13 protein-coding genes and 1 riboswitch are annotated in these 15168 nt (G+C 60.9%); of the genes, 4 read left to right on the top strand and 9 right to left on the bottom strand.

Annotated features, from left to right (window positions below; translation table 11 throughout):
* Position 1 precedes the first annotated feature (1 nt).
* The 9 genes from BMZ46_RS05020 to BMZ46_RS04980 form a co-directional block, all read right to left on the bottom strand.
* On the bottom strand, positions 2-220 hold the full coding sequence (locus tag BMZ46_RS05020) for a cysteine-rich CWC family protein (protein ID WP_074691074.1): 219 nt from the start codon (positions 218-220) through the stop codon (positions 2-4).
* A 5-nt stretch (positions 221-225) separates the two neighbouring features.
* A complete protein-coding gene (locus BMZ46_RS05015) occupies positions 226-1713 on the bottom strand; it encodes a sensor domain-containing diguanylate cyclase (RefSeq protein ID WP_074691075.1) in 1488 nt (495 codons plus the stop codon).
* 168 nt (positions 1714-1881) lie between these two features.
* Complete coding sequence (gene atzF, locus BMZ46_RS05010; RefSeq protein ID WP_074691076.1) at positions 1882-3654, bottom strand: allophanate hydrolase; 1773 nt, start codon at positions 3652-3654, stop codon at positions 1882-1884.
* A 24-nt stretch (positions 3655-3678) separates the two neighbouring features.
* Positions 3679-7311 (bottom strand): urea carboxylase, encoded by a 3633-nt coding sequence (gene uca, locus BMZ46_RS05005; protein ID WP_074691077.1) that lies wholly within the window; start codon positions 7309-7311, stop codon positions 3679-3681.
* Between the two features lie 175 nt (positions 7312-7486).
* Entirely contained in the window at positions 7487-8128 is a 642-nt protein-coding gene (locus BMZ46_RS05000; RefSeq protein WP_064594080.1) for an urea amidolyase associated protein UAAP2, read from the bottom strand.
* Between the two features lie 11 nt (positions 8129-8139).
* Positions 8140-8865, bottom strand: coding sequence for an urea amidolyase associated protein UAAP1 (locus BMZ46_RS04995; RefSeq protein WP_074691078.1), 726 nt, complete (start codon positions 8863-8865; stop codon positions 8140-8142).
* 13 nt (positions 8866-8878) lie between these two features.
* Positions 8879-9667: an ABC transporter ATP-binding protein gene (locus BMZ46_RS04990; protein ID WP_064594089.1), complete on the bottom strand. Its 789-nt coding sequence runs from the start codon at positions 9665-9667 to the stop codon at positions 8879-8881.
* The gene (locus tag BMZ46_RS04985; protein WP_039772710.1) at positions 9664-10479 is read right to left on the bottom strand and encodes an ABC transporter permease; all 816 of its coding nucleotides are present in this window, start codon (positions 10477-10479) and stop codon (positions 9664-9666) included. Before BMZ46_RS04985 ends, BMZ46_RS04990 begins: the two co-directional genes overlap by 4 nt.
* An 18-nt stretch (positions 10480-10497) precedes the next feature.
* Positions 10498-11565: a putative urea ABC transporter substrate-binding protein gene (locus BMZ46_RS04980; RefSeq protein WP_074691079.1), complete on the bottom strand. Its 1068-nt coding sequence runs from the start codon at positions 11563-11565 to the stop codon at positions 10498-10500.
* Positions 11566-11628: 63 nt separating this feature from the next.
* A riboswitch (guanidine-I (ykkC/yxkD leader) is annotated at positions 11629-11729 on the bottom strand.
* Positions 11730-12012: 283 nt separating this feature from the next.
* Between BMZ46_RS04980 and BMZ46_RS04975 the strand changes: the two genes are divergently transcribed.
* From BMZ46_RS04975 to BMZ46_RS04960, 4 genes are all read left to right on the top strand, one after another.
* Positions 12013-12276 carry a hypothetical protein gene (locus BMZ46_RS04975; protein WP_064383076.1) on the top strand — a complete coding sequence of 88 codons (264 nt, stop codon included), beginning with the start codon at positions 12013-12015 and terminating at the stop codon, positions 12274-12276.
* 178 nt (positions 12277-12454) lie between these two features.
* Positions 12455-12856 carry a hypothetical protein gene (locus BMZ46_RS04970; RefSeq protein WP_074691080.1) on the top strand — a complete coding sequence of 134 codons (402 nt, stop codon included), beginning with the start codon at positions 12455-12457 and terminating at the stop codon, positions 12854-12856.
* 203 nt (positions 12857-13059) lie between these two features.
* The gene (locus BMZ46_RS04965; RefSeq protein ID WP_074691081.1) at positions 13060-14259 is read left to right on the top strand and encodes a glycosyltransferase family 4 protein; all 1200 of its coding nucleotides are present in this window, start codon (positions 13060-13062) and stop codon (positions 14257-14259) included.
* Between the two features lie 46 nt (positions 14260-14305).
* Positions 14306-15166 carry a hypothetical protein gene (locus BMZ46_RS04960; RefSeq protein ID WP_074691082.1) on the top strand — a complete coding sequence of 287 codons (861 nt, stop codon included), beginning with the start codon at positions 14306-14308 and terminating at the stop codon, positions 15164-15166.
* Positions 15167-15168: the final 2 nt, after the last annotated feature.

Below are 15168 nucleotides of genomic sequence, written 5' to 3'. Positions count from 1 at the left end.
CTTACGGGATCGACGGCTTGGCCGCTTGCAGTTGCGCCTCGACCTGGGCGCAACGCGGGCACAGGCAGGATTGGTCGCGCAGTTCCGCCGGCAGGGCTTCGAGCACTGCCGGATCGATGGAAACGCCGTAGCACCAGCAGGCGCGGTCGGCGGTGCGCGGGTCGGCCAGGGTGCAGTCGTTGCGCGCGCCGCAGGCCGGGCAGAGGTCAGGTTTGTTCATGAGTGTCAGGCATAGGTCGAGTGAGGCATTTCCACGCAGGTGCGGTTACGGCCGGTCTGTTTGGCCCGGTACATCGCATGATCGGCCCGGGACAGCAGACTGTGCAAGGTGTCATCCGGTTGCAGGGTGGTGGCGCCGATGCTGACCGTCAGATTCAGGCTGTGACCGTTGTAGGCATATTCATGCTGTTCGACGTGCTGGCGGATCTTCTCGGCAATCTTCTGACCGGTCTCGCCGTCGGTGTCTTTCAACAGAACGATAAATTCCTCACCGCCCCAACGGCAGACGATGTCGGAATGCCGCAGGCAACTTTGCAGGTCCCGGGCGAACCCGATCAGCACCTGATCGCCGGCCATGTGCCCGTAGGTGTCGTTCAAAACCTTGAAGTGGTCCAGATCCAGCAGCAGCGCGGTCAGCGGTTTCGGCTCACGGTGCGCTTCGTGCAGCGCTTGCACGGCGAGCAGGTCGAAGCCGCGGCGGTTGGGCAGTTCGGTGAGGCTGTCGAGGGTGGCCTGGGCGTGGATTTTTTCCTGATAGCGGCGGATCAAGCGGTTGACCAGGGCCAGCACGATCAACGTCACCAGCAGGCAGATCAGCAGGTTGAGGTACAGCGACTGGCGGATTTCGCTCAGCGCGCCGTCTTCGCGTTTATCGACAAACAGGTACCAGTTCAGCTCCGGAATGAACCGCACGTTGAGGAAATGCCCCTGGCCATGGGTGGAATATTCATAGCTGCCGCTGTGGGGTTTGGGCAATTGGCTGACCAGGCCTTTCATGCTGTCGAGGTCGGTCAGGCTTTTCCCGACCCGCGCACTTTCCGGCCCGCCCTCGGCGCCGGTCAGCACCAGTCGGCCGAAGGTGTCGACGAAGTACACACTGCGTTGATAGCGCTGCTGGTACTTGTCGATCAGCTTGATCACCGCATCCACCGTCAGCCCCACGCCAGCGGCGCCGATGAAGCGATTGTTGTAGTCGTAGACCTTGTAGTTGATGAAGAAGGTCATGTTGTCTTTGTTGGCCAGGTCCGGGTCGACGTTGATCTCGTACGGATCCTTCATGTCGCGCACCCGGAAGTACCAGGCGTCGCGCGGCTCGTCGATTTTCACCTGCTTGAGCACGCCCTTGGCGTGGTAGTAAGTGTGGGTGCTGTTGGACACGAAGAACGCGGTGTAGGCGCCGTAGTGGGTCATGACCTCGTCGAGGTAGCGGGTCATCTGGTCGCTGTCTTTCTCGCCGTTCACCACCCAGTCGCGCATGAAGGTGTCGCGGGACATCATCGAGGAAATCAGGATCGGTCTGACGAGGTCTTTCTGGATTTCCGAGTACACCGTGTCGGATGTCAGCGGCAGTTCGGTGTTGACGATGTTGTCGCGGATCGACGCCCGTGAGGCGTAGTAGCTGAGCAGCGAGGTGGCGAGGAAACCTGCGCCGAGCAGGGCGACCAGGGTCAGGACCAGCGAACGTTGGGAGTGAAACGCAGATCTGAGCGGCATTGGCAATTCCGTTGACAGTGACCCGATGGGCAGCATTCTAGTGGCACGGCGGGGAAAAGACTGCGGGATTTGTGCCTGAAATGCGGGGGGATCAGCCGGGCAGGGGTGTCTGGAGAATGGCTCGCTCATCCAGCCCCCTCCCGGAACGAAAGGAGGCCGGTTTTCGAATCAGTTTCCGGTTTGCAGATACGCGCGCCACCCACCCAAGTGGCTGATATCGATTGCACCTTCCAGGCCGTAGGGTTCGCAGATGAAACCGCTCTCCCAGCGGCCATCCGCCAGTTGCACCTTGCCCAGGCCCAGCGGCGCCGGGATGCCGGTCAGGAACGAGCCCAGCTCACGGCTCGGCAATTCCCAGACTTCCACCTCGATGGCCACGCCACCTTCGGCCACGCGCAGCATGCCGGGGCGCAACGGCGGGCCACCGGCCAGGGCATAGAGTTTGTAGTCCTTCGAGCTGTAAGTGGCCTCGATCAGGCGTGCGCCGCGTTGCCGCAACTGCCAGTTCAGGGCCAAACCGTCCAGATGCGCACCGCAGACCACCAATCGTGCACGGTCATGGCGCGCCGGGTTGGTTGGCGTCGGCAGCCCGGGATTCTGCTGGCGCTGCAGGGCATCGGCGACACCCAGCAAGTACTGATCGGTGAACGCCCGGCCAAACAGCGTCACACCCCACGGCAGCCCGTTGGCCATGAAACCGCTGGGCACGGCGACGGCGGCGTAATCGAGCAGGTTCATGAAGTTGGTGTAGTAGCCCAGTTCGGAATTGCGCAGCACCGGTTCGGCGTCGAGTTCCGCCAGCGTCACCGGACGACCGATAGTGGGCGTGAGCACGCAGTCGAGTCCTTCCAGCGCTTTATCGCAAACGGCTTTCAGCGCTTGCAGGCGGTATTGCGCACGGAACGTCTGCACGCCGCTGACGGCCGGTGCTTTGGCCAGCACCGCGCGGATCACCGGCAGCACTGCTTCGGGATTTTCTTCCATCAACTCGCCGGCCACGCTGTAGCGCTCGGCCACCCAGGGCCCTTCATAAAGTAACCGCGCCGCTTCGAGGAACGGCGACAAGTCCAGCTCGACCGCTTCACCGCCCAGAGCTTTCAGACGGTCGATGGCATCGCCGAACAGCCGCGGGCCTTCCTCACAGCCGAAAAATTCCAGGTCTTGCGCACGCGGTACACCGAAGCGAAACGGCCGTGGCACACCGAACGCGGAGCCGTCGTTCCATGACGGATTGCTGCGGCTGTATTCGTCCCGTGGATCGAGGCGCGCGGTCAGCGCCAGTAGCTGACTGGCTTCCCGCGCCGTTGCGGTGAACGTGGTGACGCAATCGAGCGTGCGACAGGCCGGCAGCACGCCGGCGGTGGAGATCAGGCCTTTGCTGGCCTTCAGTCCAACCAGATTGTTCAACGCCGCCGGCACCCGGCCGGAGCCGGCGGTGTCGGTGCCCAACGCGAAACTGGCTACACCGAGCGCCACGGCCAGTGACGAACCGGCGCTGGAGCCGCCCGACGGATACTCCGGCAACACGCTGTTCGGGCAAGCGCCATAGGGCGAACGGCTGCCGTTGAGGCCGGTGGCGAACTGGTCGAGATTGGTCTTGCCCAGCGGGATCGCCCCCAGCGCCAGCAGTTGCTCGACGATGGTCGCCGAACGCTCCGGCACATAGGCGAACGCCGGGCACGCGGCGGTGGTGGGAATGCCGGCGAGGTCGATGTTGTCCTTGATCGCGAACGGCACGCCATACAACGGCAGGCTGTCGAGGTCGCGACCGTCGAGGGCGGCCAGATACGGTTCCAGTTCTTCGACGCTGAGCAAGTGGATGAACAGGTGGTAGTCCGGGTTCAGCGCCGCCGCTTTGTCCCGCAGCGCCAGCAGCAATTGCCGCGGTGTGGTGTCGCCATTGCGGTAGGCCTGGCGCAGGGCATCGAGTTGCAGATTCATGGGTTGATCCTTTGGCAAATGGTTTCAGTCGAGTTCCAGCACCACGACCCGTTGTCCGGCACGCACCGCCGATCCCGGCTGCACGCGAATGTCCTGCACCACCCCGGCCATGGGCGCGAGCACGGGGATTTCCATCTTCATCGACTCCAGAATCACCAGCACATCACCGGCCGCCACGCGGCTGCCGACCTCGACCTGCACCTGCCAGAGGTTGCCGGCAATGTGGCTGTCGATACTTTGCTGGCCGCTGGTCAGCGGTGTGTCTTCGCTGCTGTCCGGCACGGCTTCTTCGCTGTCGAAGTGCGCCTGGCCACTGGCGATCCAACGTTCGCGCTCCGCCTGGAAGGCGCCCTGTTGCTGCATCCGGAAAGCGTCGATGCTCTCGGCTTCGCGTTGCAGAAAGGCCTGGTAGTCGGCGAGGTTGAGCTGGCTATGTTCGATGTCGAGATCGAAGCGCCCGAGGGGAAAGTCGCGGCGGATGCGCAGCAGTTCTTCGGCGCTGACCGGGTAGAAACGGATCTGATCGAAAAACCGCAGCAGCCACGGTTTGCCGTCGAACGCGGCGACTTCGCGATAGCGGTTCCACATCTGCAAGGTGCGCCCGACAAACTGGTAACCGCCGGGCCCTTCCATGCCGTACACGCACATGTAGGCGCCGCCGATGCCCACCGAGTTCTCGGCGGTCCAGGTGCGTGCCGGGTTGTACTTGGTGGTCACCAGCCGATGGCGCGGGTCGAGCGGCGTGGCGACCGGCGCACCAAGGTAGACATCACCGAGGCCCATCACCAGATAGCTCGCGTCGAACACCGTGCGCTGCACTTCATCGAGGTTCGGCAGGTCGTTGATGCGGCGAATGAACTCCAGGTTGCTCGGGCACCACGGCGCGTCCTTGCGCACGGTGGTCATGTATTTCTCAATCGCCAACTGGCAGGCCGGATCGTCCCAGGACAGCGGCAGATGGACGATGCGCGACGGTACTTGCAAGTCCTGGGCGGCGCACACCGCATCCCATTCACCGGCGACGATGCCGAGCAGATCGGCCAGCGGCAATTGTTCGGGCTGGTAGTGGATCTGCAGCGAACGAATGCCCGGTGTCAGGTCGATCACGCCGTGCAGGTTTTTGCCTTCCAGCGCCTGCATCAGGGCATGGGCGCGAAAGCGCAGAACCAGATCCAGTTCCGGCGCGCCGATTTCCAGCAGCAGATGGGTATCGCCGGATACACGCCCCACCAGCCGCTTGTCGTCCTGACCCAACTCCAGAACCACAGGCGAAACCAGACCCTGTGGGAACTGGCTTGCCAGCGATGGGGCCCGAGCAGACACCGCGTCAACTTCATCGCTGGCAGGCCAGCTCCCGGAGGCATCCCATTTCAGGGCGAGATCGCGGGCAGTCTTGAGATCGACCGGCTCAAACTGCACCTTGTCCCCGGCCTTCAGTTGCCCGAGCTGCCAGAGATCCGCTTCGATCACGGTCACCGGGCACACGAAACCGCCAAGGCTCGGGCCGTCCGGACCGAGGATCACTGGCATGTCGCCGGTGAAGTCCACCGCACCGATGGCATAGGGGTTGTCGTGAATGTTCGATGGATGCAGCCCGGCTTCACCGCCGTCGGCGCGCACCCACTCTGGTTTCGGCCCGATCAGGCGCACGCCGGTGCGGCTGGAGTTGAAATGCACTTCCCATTGCGTGGCGAAGAACGTGTCGATGTAGTGTTCGGTGAAATATTCCGGCGCGCCGTGGGGGCCGTAGATCACCCGGATCCGGCGCACGGCGGGCAATTCGCTGACGTGATGGGGTGCCAGGGTCTGCCCGACGCTGCGGTCGCTCAGTGGGGCCAGGTGCAACACGTCCCCGGCGCGCAGAGCGCGCCCGCCATGACCGCCGAACTGACCGAGGGTGAAGGTGCTTTTGCTGCCCAGATAATCCGGCACCTGCAGGCCGCCGCGCAGGCACAGGTAGCTGCGGGCGCCAGCGTCGAGCAAACCGCCGAGATGTAACTGGCTGCCTGCTTCAATCAACAGCACGGTGTTCATCGGCACCGCTTCGCCGTCGAGGGCCAGCGCCAACGGTGCCCCGGTCACCGCCACCACCGCGTCGCAATTGAAGCGCAGCAGCGGCCCGTTCATGGTGATTTCCAGTGCCGCCGCGCCTTCGTCATTGCCCAGCAAGCGATTGCCCAGGCGCAACGCGCGGCTGTCCATCGGCCCCGAAGGTGGCACGCCGACCGCCCAGTAACCGAGGCGACCGGGGTAGTCCTGGACGCTGGTCTGGGTGCCGGCGCTCAGCACTTCGAAGGTGTTGGCCTGGTACACCAGACCTTCCAGGCAACGGGTCCAGGGCTGACCGCTGGCGAACGGTGTATCGAGCAGAATCTGCCGCAAGTAGTCGCGGTTGGTTTCCACGCCGTACAGCAGGCTGTCGCCGAGGGCCTGATGCAGATCGGCGCGGGCCTGTTCGCGGGTTGGCGCCCAGCTGATGACTTTGGCGATCATCGGATCGAAGTAGGGCGGGATCTCGCAACCGGCCTCGACCCAGGTGTCGATGCGCAGTTGAATGCCGTTGGCCGCAGGAAACTCCACAGCGGTCAACAGCCCCGGACTCGGCTGGAAATCTCGCCCCGGATCCTCCGCATACAGCCGTGCCTGAATCGCGTGGCCTTGCGGTTTCAGGCCTTCAAATAACTCGGCCAGCGGCGGCAAGTCACCGGCCGCCAACTCGACCATCCAGCGCACCAGATCAACGCCCCACACCTGTTCGGTGACGCCGTGTTCGACCTGCAACCGGGTGTTCACTTCCAGAAAATAGAAGCGCTGCGCATCGCTGTCGAAAACGAATTCGACGGTGCCGGCGCTGCGGTAATTCACCGCTTTGGCCAGTTTGATCGCCGCCGCGCACAACTCATCCGCCATGCCGTCGGGCAGGTTCGGTGCCGGGGTTTCCTCGAGGACTTTCTGGTTGCGCCGCTGCACCGAGCAGTCGCGCACGCCAAGGGCGATCACTTCGCCATGGCCATCGCCGAACACCTGGACTTCCAGATGCCGTGCACGCTGGATGTACTTCTCGATGAACACTCCGGCATCGCTGAAGTTGTTCTGGCCGAGGCGCTTCACCGCCTCGAACGACTCGCTCAGTTCGCTGGCGTTGCGGCACACGCGCATGCCGATGCCGCCACCGCCAGCGGTGCTTTTGAGCATCACCGGATAACCGACCTCTGCGCCGGCAATCAGCGCGGCGTCGAGGCTGTCGAGCAGTTCGGTGCCTTCGAGCATCGGCACGCCGTGCTGTTTGGCCAGCGCGCGGGCGGTGTGCTTGAGGCCAAACACCCGCAGCTGTTCCGGAGTCGGGCCGATGAAGGCAATGCCCTGGTTGGCGCAGGCTTCGGCGAATGCGGCGTTTTCCGAGAGGAAGCCGTAGCCGGGATGGATCGCTGTGGCACCAGTGGCTTTGGCGATGGCGAGGATCTTTTCGACGGCCAGATAAGTGCCGGCCGCTGCGCCTTCACCGAGGCTGTGGGCTTCGTCCGCTTGCAGGATGTGCAGGCTGGCGGCATCGGCTTCGGAGTACACCGCGACGCCTTCGACGTGCAGTTCACGCAAGGTGCGCAGAATGCGGCAGGCAATCGCGCCACGGTTGGCAATCAGGACTTTTTCGAACATGGCAAAACCCCCGGAGTCCGCGCTGGGTGCGGGCTCGACTGGGAGGCGGGCCGTCCCGCCGTTTTTGTTCAGGCGCCAGGGTCGTCCCCGACGGCGAAATCACTTCACTTTTTCAGGCACTGGCCCGAGCGCGCCTGGCACAGGGCGAAAAGCCAACGGCGCAGACGGGCGAATGTCAGTTCCATACCAGCAGCTCCGCAGGCGTCGGGTTGTAGGCGTTGCACGGGTTGTTCAGTTGCGGGCAGTTGGAGATCAGCACGATCACGTCCATCTCGGCGCGCAGGTCGACGTACTTGCCCGGCGCGGAAATGCCGTCCTCGAAGGTCAGGCCGCCGTCGGCGGTCACGGGCACGTTCATGAAGAAATTGATGTTCGGCCCGATGTCACCTTTGCCCAGCCGACCGTCATGGGCGCAGGCGCGCAGGTAGTTGTCGCGGCAGCTGTGCATGTAGCGTTTTTCCAGGGCGTAACGCACGGTGTTGCTCTCTTGCGCGCAGGCGCCGCCGAGGGTGTCGTGGCGGCCGCAGGTGTCGGCGATGATGGTCAGCATCGGTTTGCCAAGGTTGGAATACAAAACGCTGCCGGTACTCAGGTACACGCTGTTCTGCCGGCGCAAAGTGCGTTGCACGTCGTAGCGCTCGCGGGGATTGGCGAGGCTGTAGAACAGCGTATCGACCGCCTGGTTGCCCTCAAGGTCGAGGATGCGCAGGGTCTGGCCGGCCTTGACCTCCATCAGCCAGGGTTCGCCGGCCGGGATGGTGGCGCGGTACACCGCAGCGTCGGGTTGTTTTTGCGAAGTGGCGATAGCAACTGACATGGCGATGATCCTCAGGCGAACAAACGGTCGGTGTTGATAAAGCCGCGCTCGTTCTCCGGGCGCGAGGTACGGCAGTGCTCGGCGACGCTGGCGTCGGCGTTCATCCAGCTCAGCTTCAGTGGTTTTGGCGCGTAGTCGGGCGACGGGTCCATCGGGTGTTGCAGGGCAGTGAGGACGACGAGGGTGTCCATCGGTGCATACAGCTCGATGTAATCGCCGGCCTTCGAATGGCCTTCGACGAAATGGAAGCGCCCGGCTTCATCGACGTTGACCCGGCTGAACAGGTTGAGGGTCATCAGCAGGTCGGACAGGCCCAGGCCCCACTTGCCCAGTTCCACCAGCAGGTTGTCGGTGCCGTTGCGAAAGAAGCCGTTGCGCAGTTCCTGATAGCGGCCCTGGCCGTATTTTTCCGCGACCTCTTCAGCGCACAGCACACCGCCGAGGCTGTCGCTCCAGCCGCAGGTGTCGGCGGTGATTGCGGCCAGCACGCGGCCCATGTCCGAGTACAGGCAATGGCCGGTGGTCAGCTTGGCGGTGTGTTGGCATTTGAGGCTGTCGGGCAGGTTCAGGCGTTCGGTTTTTTCGTTGGCGTTGAGCAAGGTCAGGCTGACGTTGGCCCCACCGCGCAGGTCGGTCAGACGCAGCAGTTGCCCGCGCTTCAAGACGAAGGAGCGGTGGCCGCCGCCGGGCAGGGTTTCTTCGGCGAAGGGTGGAAACAGTTGGGTCGAATCAGTCATGGGAGCAGTCCTCTCAGGCAATACGAAGCGTGCCGGCCAACGCGGCGGGCAGGGCGTCGACGGCGGCGCGTTGGGCGCGACGGTCGCTGTTCAAAGGGATGTCGTAGGTGATGCGGGCGCCATAGGCGCCGGGGGCGTGCGGGTCGAGGCGGACCTTGTCGAACACCAGCAGGCGAGTGCCGAGGCTGAAGCCTTCGGACAGGTCGTGGGTGACCATGAACACGGTCAGTTGCGTTTCGCGCCACAGCTCCAGCAGCAGCGCGTGCATGTCCTTGCGAATGCCCGGATCGAGCGCGCCGAACGGTTCGTCGAGCAGCAAAACCCGCGGTTTCATGATCAGCGCCTGGGCGATCGCCAGCCGCTGTTGCATGCCGCCGGAGAGCTGCGCGGGGTACTTGTCCAGCGCATGGCCGAGGCCGACTTTGTGCAGCAGCGCCGAAGCCTGCTCGCGGGCGTCTTTTTTCGCGCTGCCGAACAAGCGTCCGAGCAGCGGCGCGCGCGGCAATTCCAGGCCGATCGCAACGTTGTCCAGCACGCTCAGATGCGGGAACACCGAGTAGCGCTGGAACACCACGCCACGGCTCGCATCCGGCTCGCGCGCCAGTGGCTGGCCGTCGAGCAGAATCTCGCCGCGACTGGCGGTTTCCTGACCGAGCAGCAGGCGCAGGAAGGTCGACTTGCCGCAGCCCGAAGCACCCACCAGCGTGCAGAACTCGCCCTCATTGACGTTGAGGTTCAAGCCTTCGAGCACCACTTGGTCGGCGTATTGCTGCCAGACGTTTTTCACCGTGATGAAGCTCATTTGGCCGCCCCCTCATACCAGGGGAATGCCCGACGGGTCAGGTATTTGAGGCCCCAATCCATCAGCCAGGCGAGCAGGGTGATCCACACCACGTACGGCAGAATCACGTCCATCGCCAGGTAACGGCGCACCAGGAAAATCCGGTAGCCCAGACCGTCGGTGGAGGCGATGGCTTCGGCGGCGATCAGGAACAGCCACGCCGAACCGAGCATCAGCCGCAGCGAGATCAGCAGACGCGGCAACAGTTGCGGCAGCACCACACGCAGCATCAATGTCCAGGTCGAGGCGCCGAGGGTCTGGGCCTTGATCAGCAGTTCGACGGGGATGTCCCGGGCGCGCTGTTCCAGATCACGGGCGAGGGCCGGGGTAATTCCGATCACGATCAGCATCACTTTCGACAGCTCGCCGAGGCCGAAGACGATGAACAGAATCGGCAGAATCGCCAGCGGTGGCACCATCGACAGCACCGTCAGCAATGGCGAGAGCGGTGCGCCGAACAGCGGCAGGGTGCCGGCGGCCATGCCCAGGCATAACCCGGCCAGTGCCGCGATGCCGAGGCCGATGGCCAGGCGTCGCAGGCTCGACGCGGTGTCTTGCCAGAGCAGGTATTCACCGGTACGGCTGTCGGCGTTGAAGGCCAGGCGTTTCACCGCGTCGGTCATCTGCACCGCACTGGGCAGCAGCTTGTCGTTGGGATTGTCCGCCAGGCGCTCGGCCGAGCCCATGAAATAGGCGAACAGCACCAGGGCGAACGGCAGGATCACCAGCAACAGGCGACTCGGGCGATCCGGGTGGCGATTGATCAGGCGCATGGCCAAATCCTCCGTGGCTTACAGCTTGGCGTCAGCGGCCATCTGCACGTAGGTCGGATCGAAACGCAGCTTGAGGTTGCCGGTGTCGCCGCTGGTCACGCCGTTGGCGAACGCCATGCCGACCGCGCTGGTGTCTTTCGCGCCTTCACCGAGCAAACCGTGCTGGAACGAGAACTCGGCGACCCTGCGCATGGTTTCCGGCAGTTGCTTGCTGGTGGCAAACGCCAGGGCTTCTTTCGGTGTGGCGAACAGTTTGGTGGTGTCCAGTTGCGCCTGGAATCCGGCCAGGTCGGTGCCCGAGGCCTTGGCCATGTGCTCCAGCGCGGCTTTGCTCGCAGCGTTTTTCGCGTTCATCAACTCGACCACTTCGAACCAGGCACCGGTCAGTGCCTTGCCCAGCGCCGGGTTGTCTTTGAGGGTGGCGCTGTTGACCACCATCATGTCCATGATTTCGCCGGGGATCTGGCTGGAGTTGAAGACTTCGGTCACGCCCGGTTTGGCCTTGATGTCCGAAAGCATCGGGTTCCAGGTGGTGACGGCGTTGACCTGTTCGGTGTTGAAGGCGGCGGAAATGTCGGCGTCGGAGGTGTTGACCACTTTCAGGTCTTTTTCGGTCAGATCGACCGAGTCCAGTGCGCGGGCCAGCAGGTAATGCGAGACCGACAGTTCGACCAGGTTGACGTCCATGCCCTTGAGGTCGGCGACTTTCTTGCCGTCACCCTTGAGGACGATGCCGTCGTTGCCGTTGGAAAAATCGCTGACGATCAGCGCGGTGCTGTCGACGCCGCCAGCGGCCGGAATGGTGAGGGCATCCATGTTGGTCATGGTGCAGCCATCGAACTGGCCGGCGGTGTATTGATTGATCGACTCGACGTAATCGTTGAGTTGCACGACATCAATCTTGATCCCGTACTTCTTCGCCCATTTGTCGACGATGCCCTGGCTGCCGGCGTATTCCCATGGCATCCAGCCGGCGTAGATCGTCCAGCAGACGCTGAAGTGGTCTTTCTGCGCGGCGGGGGATTGAGTGCTGATGAACGCGGCGAACGCGGCGGCGAGCAGGGCGGGCAAACGTAGTCGGGACATGGTGGCTTCTCCAGTTGATCGAGGGCGGACAGGAAGGCAACGCGGCACCGCGAACGGTGGCTTGTCTCCCGGGCTTTTGTCCCGCCGTGTAACCTCAACTGGAGGTCGCCAACTCTCGGACCAGTCACTCGCAGATGCGAGCCGGAACCCTAGTCAGCCATTGCAAATTGTGGTGCCGCGAACCTGTGATGACTCCTGCACGGGTTTGCTAAAGCGAGAGGCGTGCCAAGTTGCGGCGAGCCGTCTGCTATGTGGGTTGTGGGTGGAGGGGCTCAGTTCGCAGATGCGGGCGACGCTTTGTGTTGGTGCGCGCTTGCACCGTGATGCAGCGCGATAGCCGCTGATCCGATGCCCGAGAGGGTTGGGCACTCGCTGCCGGTCAGCCAGTCAAATCTGGTGTCAGCCGGTCTGTGCCGACTGCTGTCACAGGTCTTTCAGGAGGCCGCCATGCGTATTTCAAAATTGCTGCGTCGGGTGCTGCTGGGAGCAGTGCTCGGTCTAGGGCTGTCCGGCTGTTACTACTACGCCGGCGGTTACGATGTTTACTCCACGCCCTACTACTATCCCGGCTATTACTCGCCCTATTACTACGGTGGATATTACGGTCCGCGTTACTACGGTGGCGCTCGCTATTACTACGGCGGCCATGGCTATCGCGGCGGCTACGGACGGGGTTATCACGGCGGCGGATACCACGGTGGGCACCACTAATCAGCGGCTGAATGACGGCGTTTCTGTATGAACAAGGTTTCATCAATCACTTGTTTCAAGTTGTTGCAGAAACGCACCGGATGCCGAAATCGCTGTCAGATATTTCGTCAGTCGCCGAATGAAAGACTGACGCCTGCCAGCGTCGCTGGTGTGGCTACCCGCGGTCCAGGAGGCCGCCATGTATCGCCGAATTCTTCTGTTTACCGTGATGCTTTTTTCCCTTGGCGGATGCGTCCCTTATTCCTACGGAGATGGCTACTACAGCTCAGAGGTCTACACATCGCAGGCACCTTCGTATTACAGCGGTGGCACTTATTACAGCGGCGGCAGCACGTACTACTCGGCGCCGCGCTACTACCAGCCAGCACCGCGCTATTACCAACCGGCTCCACGCTATTACTCGGCGCCTCGTTACTACCAACCGGCCCCGCGCTACTACGAGAACCGTCGCTGGCACGGTCATGATCGCGGACGCTGGGACGACCACCGTCGCGGTGGCTGGGATGACCGCCGGGGTCGTGGCAACTACGACCGTCACAGTGGACGTGGCGACTACAACCGACACGGCAACCGCTGGTAACCCCCCGCAAAAAAGCGGCGCATTGAGCGCCGCTTTTTTTGTGCCTGTTTTTTTGCAATGCGTGTATCGCACCATCTCCTAGGAGGTTCTCGGAACCCTCCTACAGTTTTATTTCTGGGCATTTGTTAGCGTTTGTATGCACATGTTGATGTTGAAAAACTTCAATTTCATGGAGGTGTATAAGCGCGGGATATTGCTCGGATATGAATCTTCTTATCATTCATCAGAATTTTCCCGGTCAATTTCGTCATGTGGCGTTGGAAGCATTGCGCAGGCGTCTGGGCGTCATTGCAATTGGACGCGATACAGCGCCAGGTATTGCCGGGGTAAAGTTATTTCGATATCGACCATCAAGGAAGATGACCAATGGCGCTCACGACTATTTGCATAGATATCAAGAGGCTGTTTCGGACGGGCAACAAGTTCAACGAATATTGAAGAAGCTCAGCCATGCAGGCTTTCGGCCTGATGTAGTTCTCGCTCATCCTGGGTGGGGTGAATCGCTATTCGTCAAAGATGTGTACCCCGACGTGCCTCTGGTTCATTTCTGTGAGTACTATTACCGAGCGCACGGGGCCGACTCTGGTTTTGATCCTGAATTTCCCTGTGCGATGGACGCGACTTCAAGGCTTAGAGTCTTGAATTCGATGCATCTCCTGAATGTTGAACAGTGTGATGCCGGGATTGCACCTACACAATGGCAGCGCGGTCTTTTTCCTAATACATATCAGTCTAAAATCCGCGTCATTCACGAAGGCATTGTTCAATTTGCCGAATCAGAAAAGGTCGAATCTGTAACGCTGCCGAGTGGGCGCGTGATAAGAGCAGGTCAGCCTATCTTGACTTATGTCGCCAGAAACCTGGAACCTTACCGAGGCTTTCATAGTTTTATGAGATCCATTCCCTATATTCAGGAAAAGTGCCCGAGCGCGCAGGTCATTGTAGTGGGTGGGGATGATGTCAGTTATGGGCGGATGCCCATTGGATACCCGAACTGGCGAAGCAAGATGGTCGCCGAGGTGGATGTTGATATTTCCAATGTTCACTTTGTTGGGAAGTTGCCTTATCAAACATACAGGTCGGTTCTGAGTCTTTCAAAGGCTCACGTGTATTTGACATATCCGTTTGTTTTGTCTTGGTCTTTGTTGGAAGCAATGGCATCTGGCTGTGTTGTCGTAGGTTCAAATACCGCTCCCGTGCAGGAAGTTATCGAAGATGGAATCAGCGGGATACTTGTTGATTTTTTTGACGCTGAAGAAATCGCCACGGCAGTGTGCAGGGTTTTAAAGTCTTTCGGTGGTTTTGAGTCTATGAAGGATGCGGCGAGGTTGAAGGCAAGCGAATTCGATGTGGTTAAAGGAGTAAGCGGTTACTTTGAAGTATTTAAGGAGTTGATGGGGTGAGTTGTTTCGAGTGATGTGATTGGTCATTTTAAAATGGAGATTTGAAATGCTTAAGATGTCTCGCAAGGAAGTTTTCCGCCAGTGCAGAAGGGGAATTAAATATGGAGTGTTACTAGCGATCTGTTATTGGGTCGTTGATTTCTGTATCCGATGGGAGGAGGCCGCAGAAGCGCGGGAGATTTATCAGAAGAAACAAGGGGAATGCAGCAGGAAGCTGGCGGGTATGGAGCAGGTCCCGATACTGGGCGGCAGCCTGCTGGATCGGACAAGGATTCCCGGGTTCCATTTTGGATCGACATTAAGGAGCGACGGGTCCTGTATTGCAGATCTTCTTGATGGGGCATTCTGGTGGACGGGAAAAGAACTGGTTCCTGTGTATGAAACTCTTGGGGTAGAACCACCCACCAGCTGGACGCATTTCCACGTTACCGCCAGGCTTTTCACAAGAAGGGATACCACGGCACCGCACAACATGGGCGGGCGGCATGTGAATTGGCCGGATGAACTGATTGTTAAGCTGAAAAATTATCCAGGCCTGGAACTTTGGCTTACCGCATCACCACCCAGTATCAAAAATGAATTCTCTGTTCGAACGTTTGTTATGCACGACTGGCGCCGGCGTGATGGAGCACCACGGACGATAAATTGTGATGGTTTGAATTCGCCAGAATCTAAAGCTTCGGCCAGTGGTTTGAGTAAAGCATATCTTCTGAAAATGAGTAAGGAGCAGCTGGAGAATTTGGAGTTTGGTAGTTTGCGTGCGTACTGTACGGTCGAGTTGCATAGTTTTGACTTTACAGGTGGGGATGGCCGTATACATTTGGGTACAGAAGGATTACGGGGCGCTCCTGAAGCGCTTAAGTCTGTTAGTGACTATCTTTCACGTTCAATTATTACAGGGAAGTAAAT

Origin of the sequence: Pseudomonas sp. NFIX49 (assembly GCF_900115915.1) — a bacterium.
Classification (GTDB): Bacteria; Pseudomonadota; Gammaproteobacteria; order Pseudomonadales; family Pseudomonadaceae; genus Aquipseudomonas; species Aquipseudomonas pharyngis.
Note: the sequence above shows the minus strand (reverse complement) of the source record. Positions and strands in the feature narration are given on the sequence as shown.

What these genes read in the sequence shown, in the direction of transcription:
- BMZ46_RS05020 (WP_074691074.1), bottom strand. Translation starts at nt 220, where the DNA reads ATGAACAAACCTGACCTCTGCCCGGCCTGCGGCGCGCGCAACGACTGC.
- BMZ46_RS05015 (WP_074691075.1), bottom strand. Translation starts at nt 1,713, where the DNA reads ATGCCGCTCAGATCTGCGTTTCACTCCCAACGTTCGCTGGTCCTGACC.
- atzF (WP_074691076.1), bottom strand. Translation starts at nt 3,654, where the DNA reads ATGAATCTGCAACTCGATGCCCTGCGCCAGGCCTACCGCAATGGCGAC.
- uca (WP_074691077.1), bottom strand. Translation starts at nt 7,311, where the DNA reads ATGTTCGAAAAAGTCCTGATTGCCAACCGTGGCGCGATTGCCTGCCGC.
- BMZ46_RS05000 (WP_064594080.1), bottom strand. Translation starts at nt 8,128, where the DNA reads ATGTCAGTTGCTATCGCCACTTCGCAAAAACAACCCGACGCTGCGGTG.
- BMZ46_RS04995 (WP_074691078.1), bottom strand. Translation starts at nt 8,865, where the DNA reads ATGACTGATTCGACCCAACTGTTTCCACCCTTCGCCGAAGAAACCCTG.
- BMZ46_RS04990 (WP_064594089.1), bottom strand. Translation starts at nt 9,667, where the DNA reads ATGAGCTTCATCACGGTGAAAAACGTCTGGCAGCAATACGCCGACCAA.
- BMZ46_RS04985 (WP_039772710.1), bottom strand. Translation starts at nt 10,479, where the DNA reads ATGCGCCTGATCAATCGCCACCCGGATCGCCCGAGTCGCCTGTTGCTG.
- BMZ46_RS04980 (WP_074691079.1), bottom strand. Translation starts at nt 11,565, where the DNA reads ATGTCCCGACTACGTTTGCCCGCCCTGCTCGCCGCCGCGTTCGCCGCG.
- BMZ46_RS04975 (WP_064383076.1), top strand. Translation starts at nt 12,013, where the DNA reads ATGCGTATTTCAAAATTGCTGCGTCGGGTGCTGCTGGGAGCAGTGCTC.
- BMZ46_RS04970 (WP_074691080.1), top strand. Translation starts at nt 12,455, where the DNA reads ATGTATCGCCGAATTCTTCTGTTTACCGTGATGCTTTTTTCCCTTGGC.
- BMZ46_RS04965 (WP_074691081.1), top strand. Translation starts at nt 13,060, where the DNA reads ATGAATCTTCTTATCATTCATCAGAATTTTCCCGGTCAATTTCGTCAT.
- BMZ46_RS04960 (WP_074691082.1), top strand. Translation starts at nt 14,306, where the DNA reads ATGCTTAAGATGTCTCGCAAGGAAGTTTTCCGCCAGTGCAGAAGGGGA.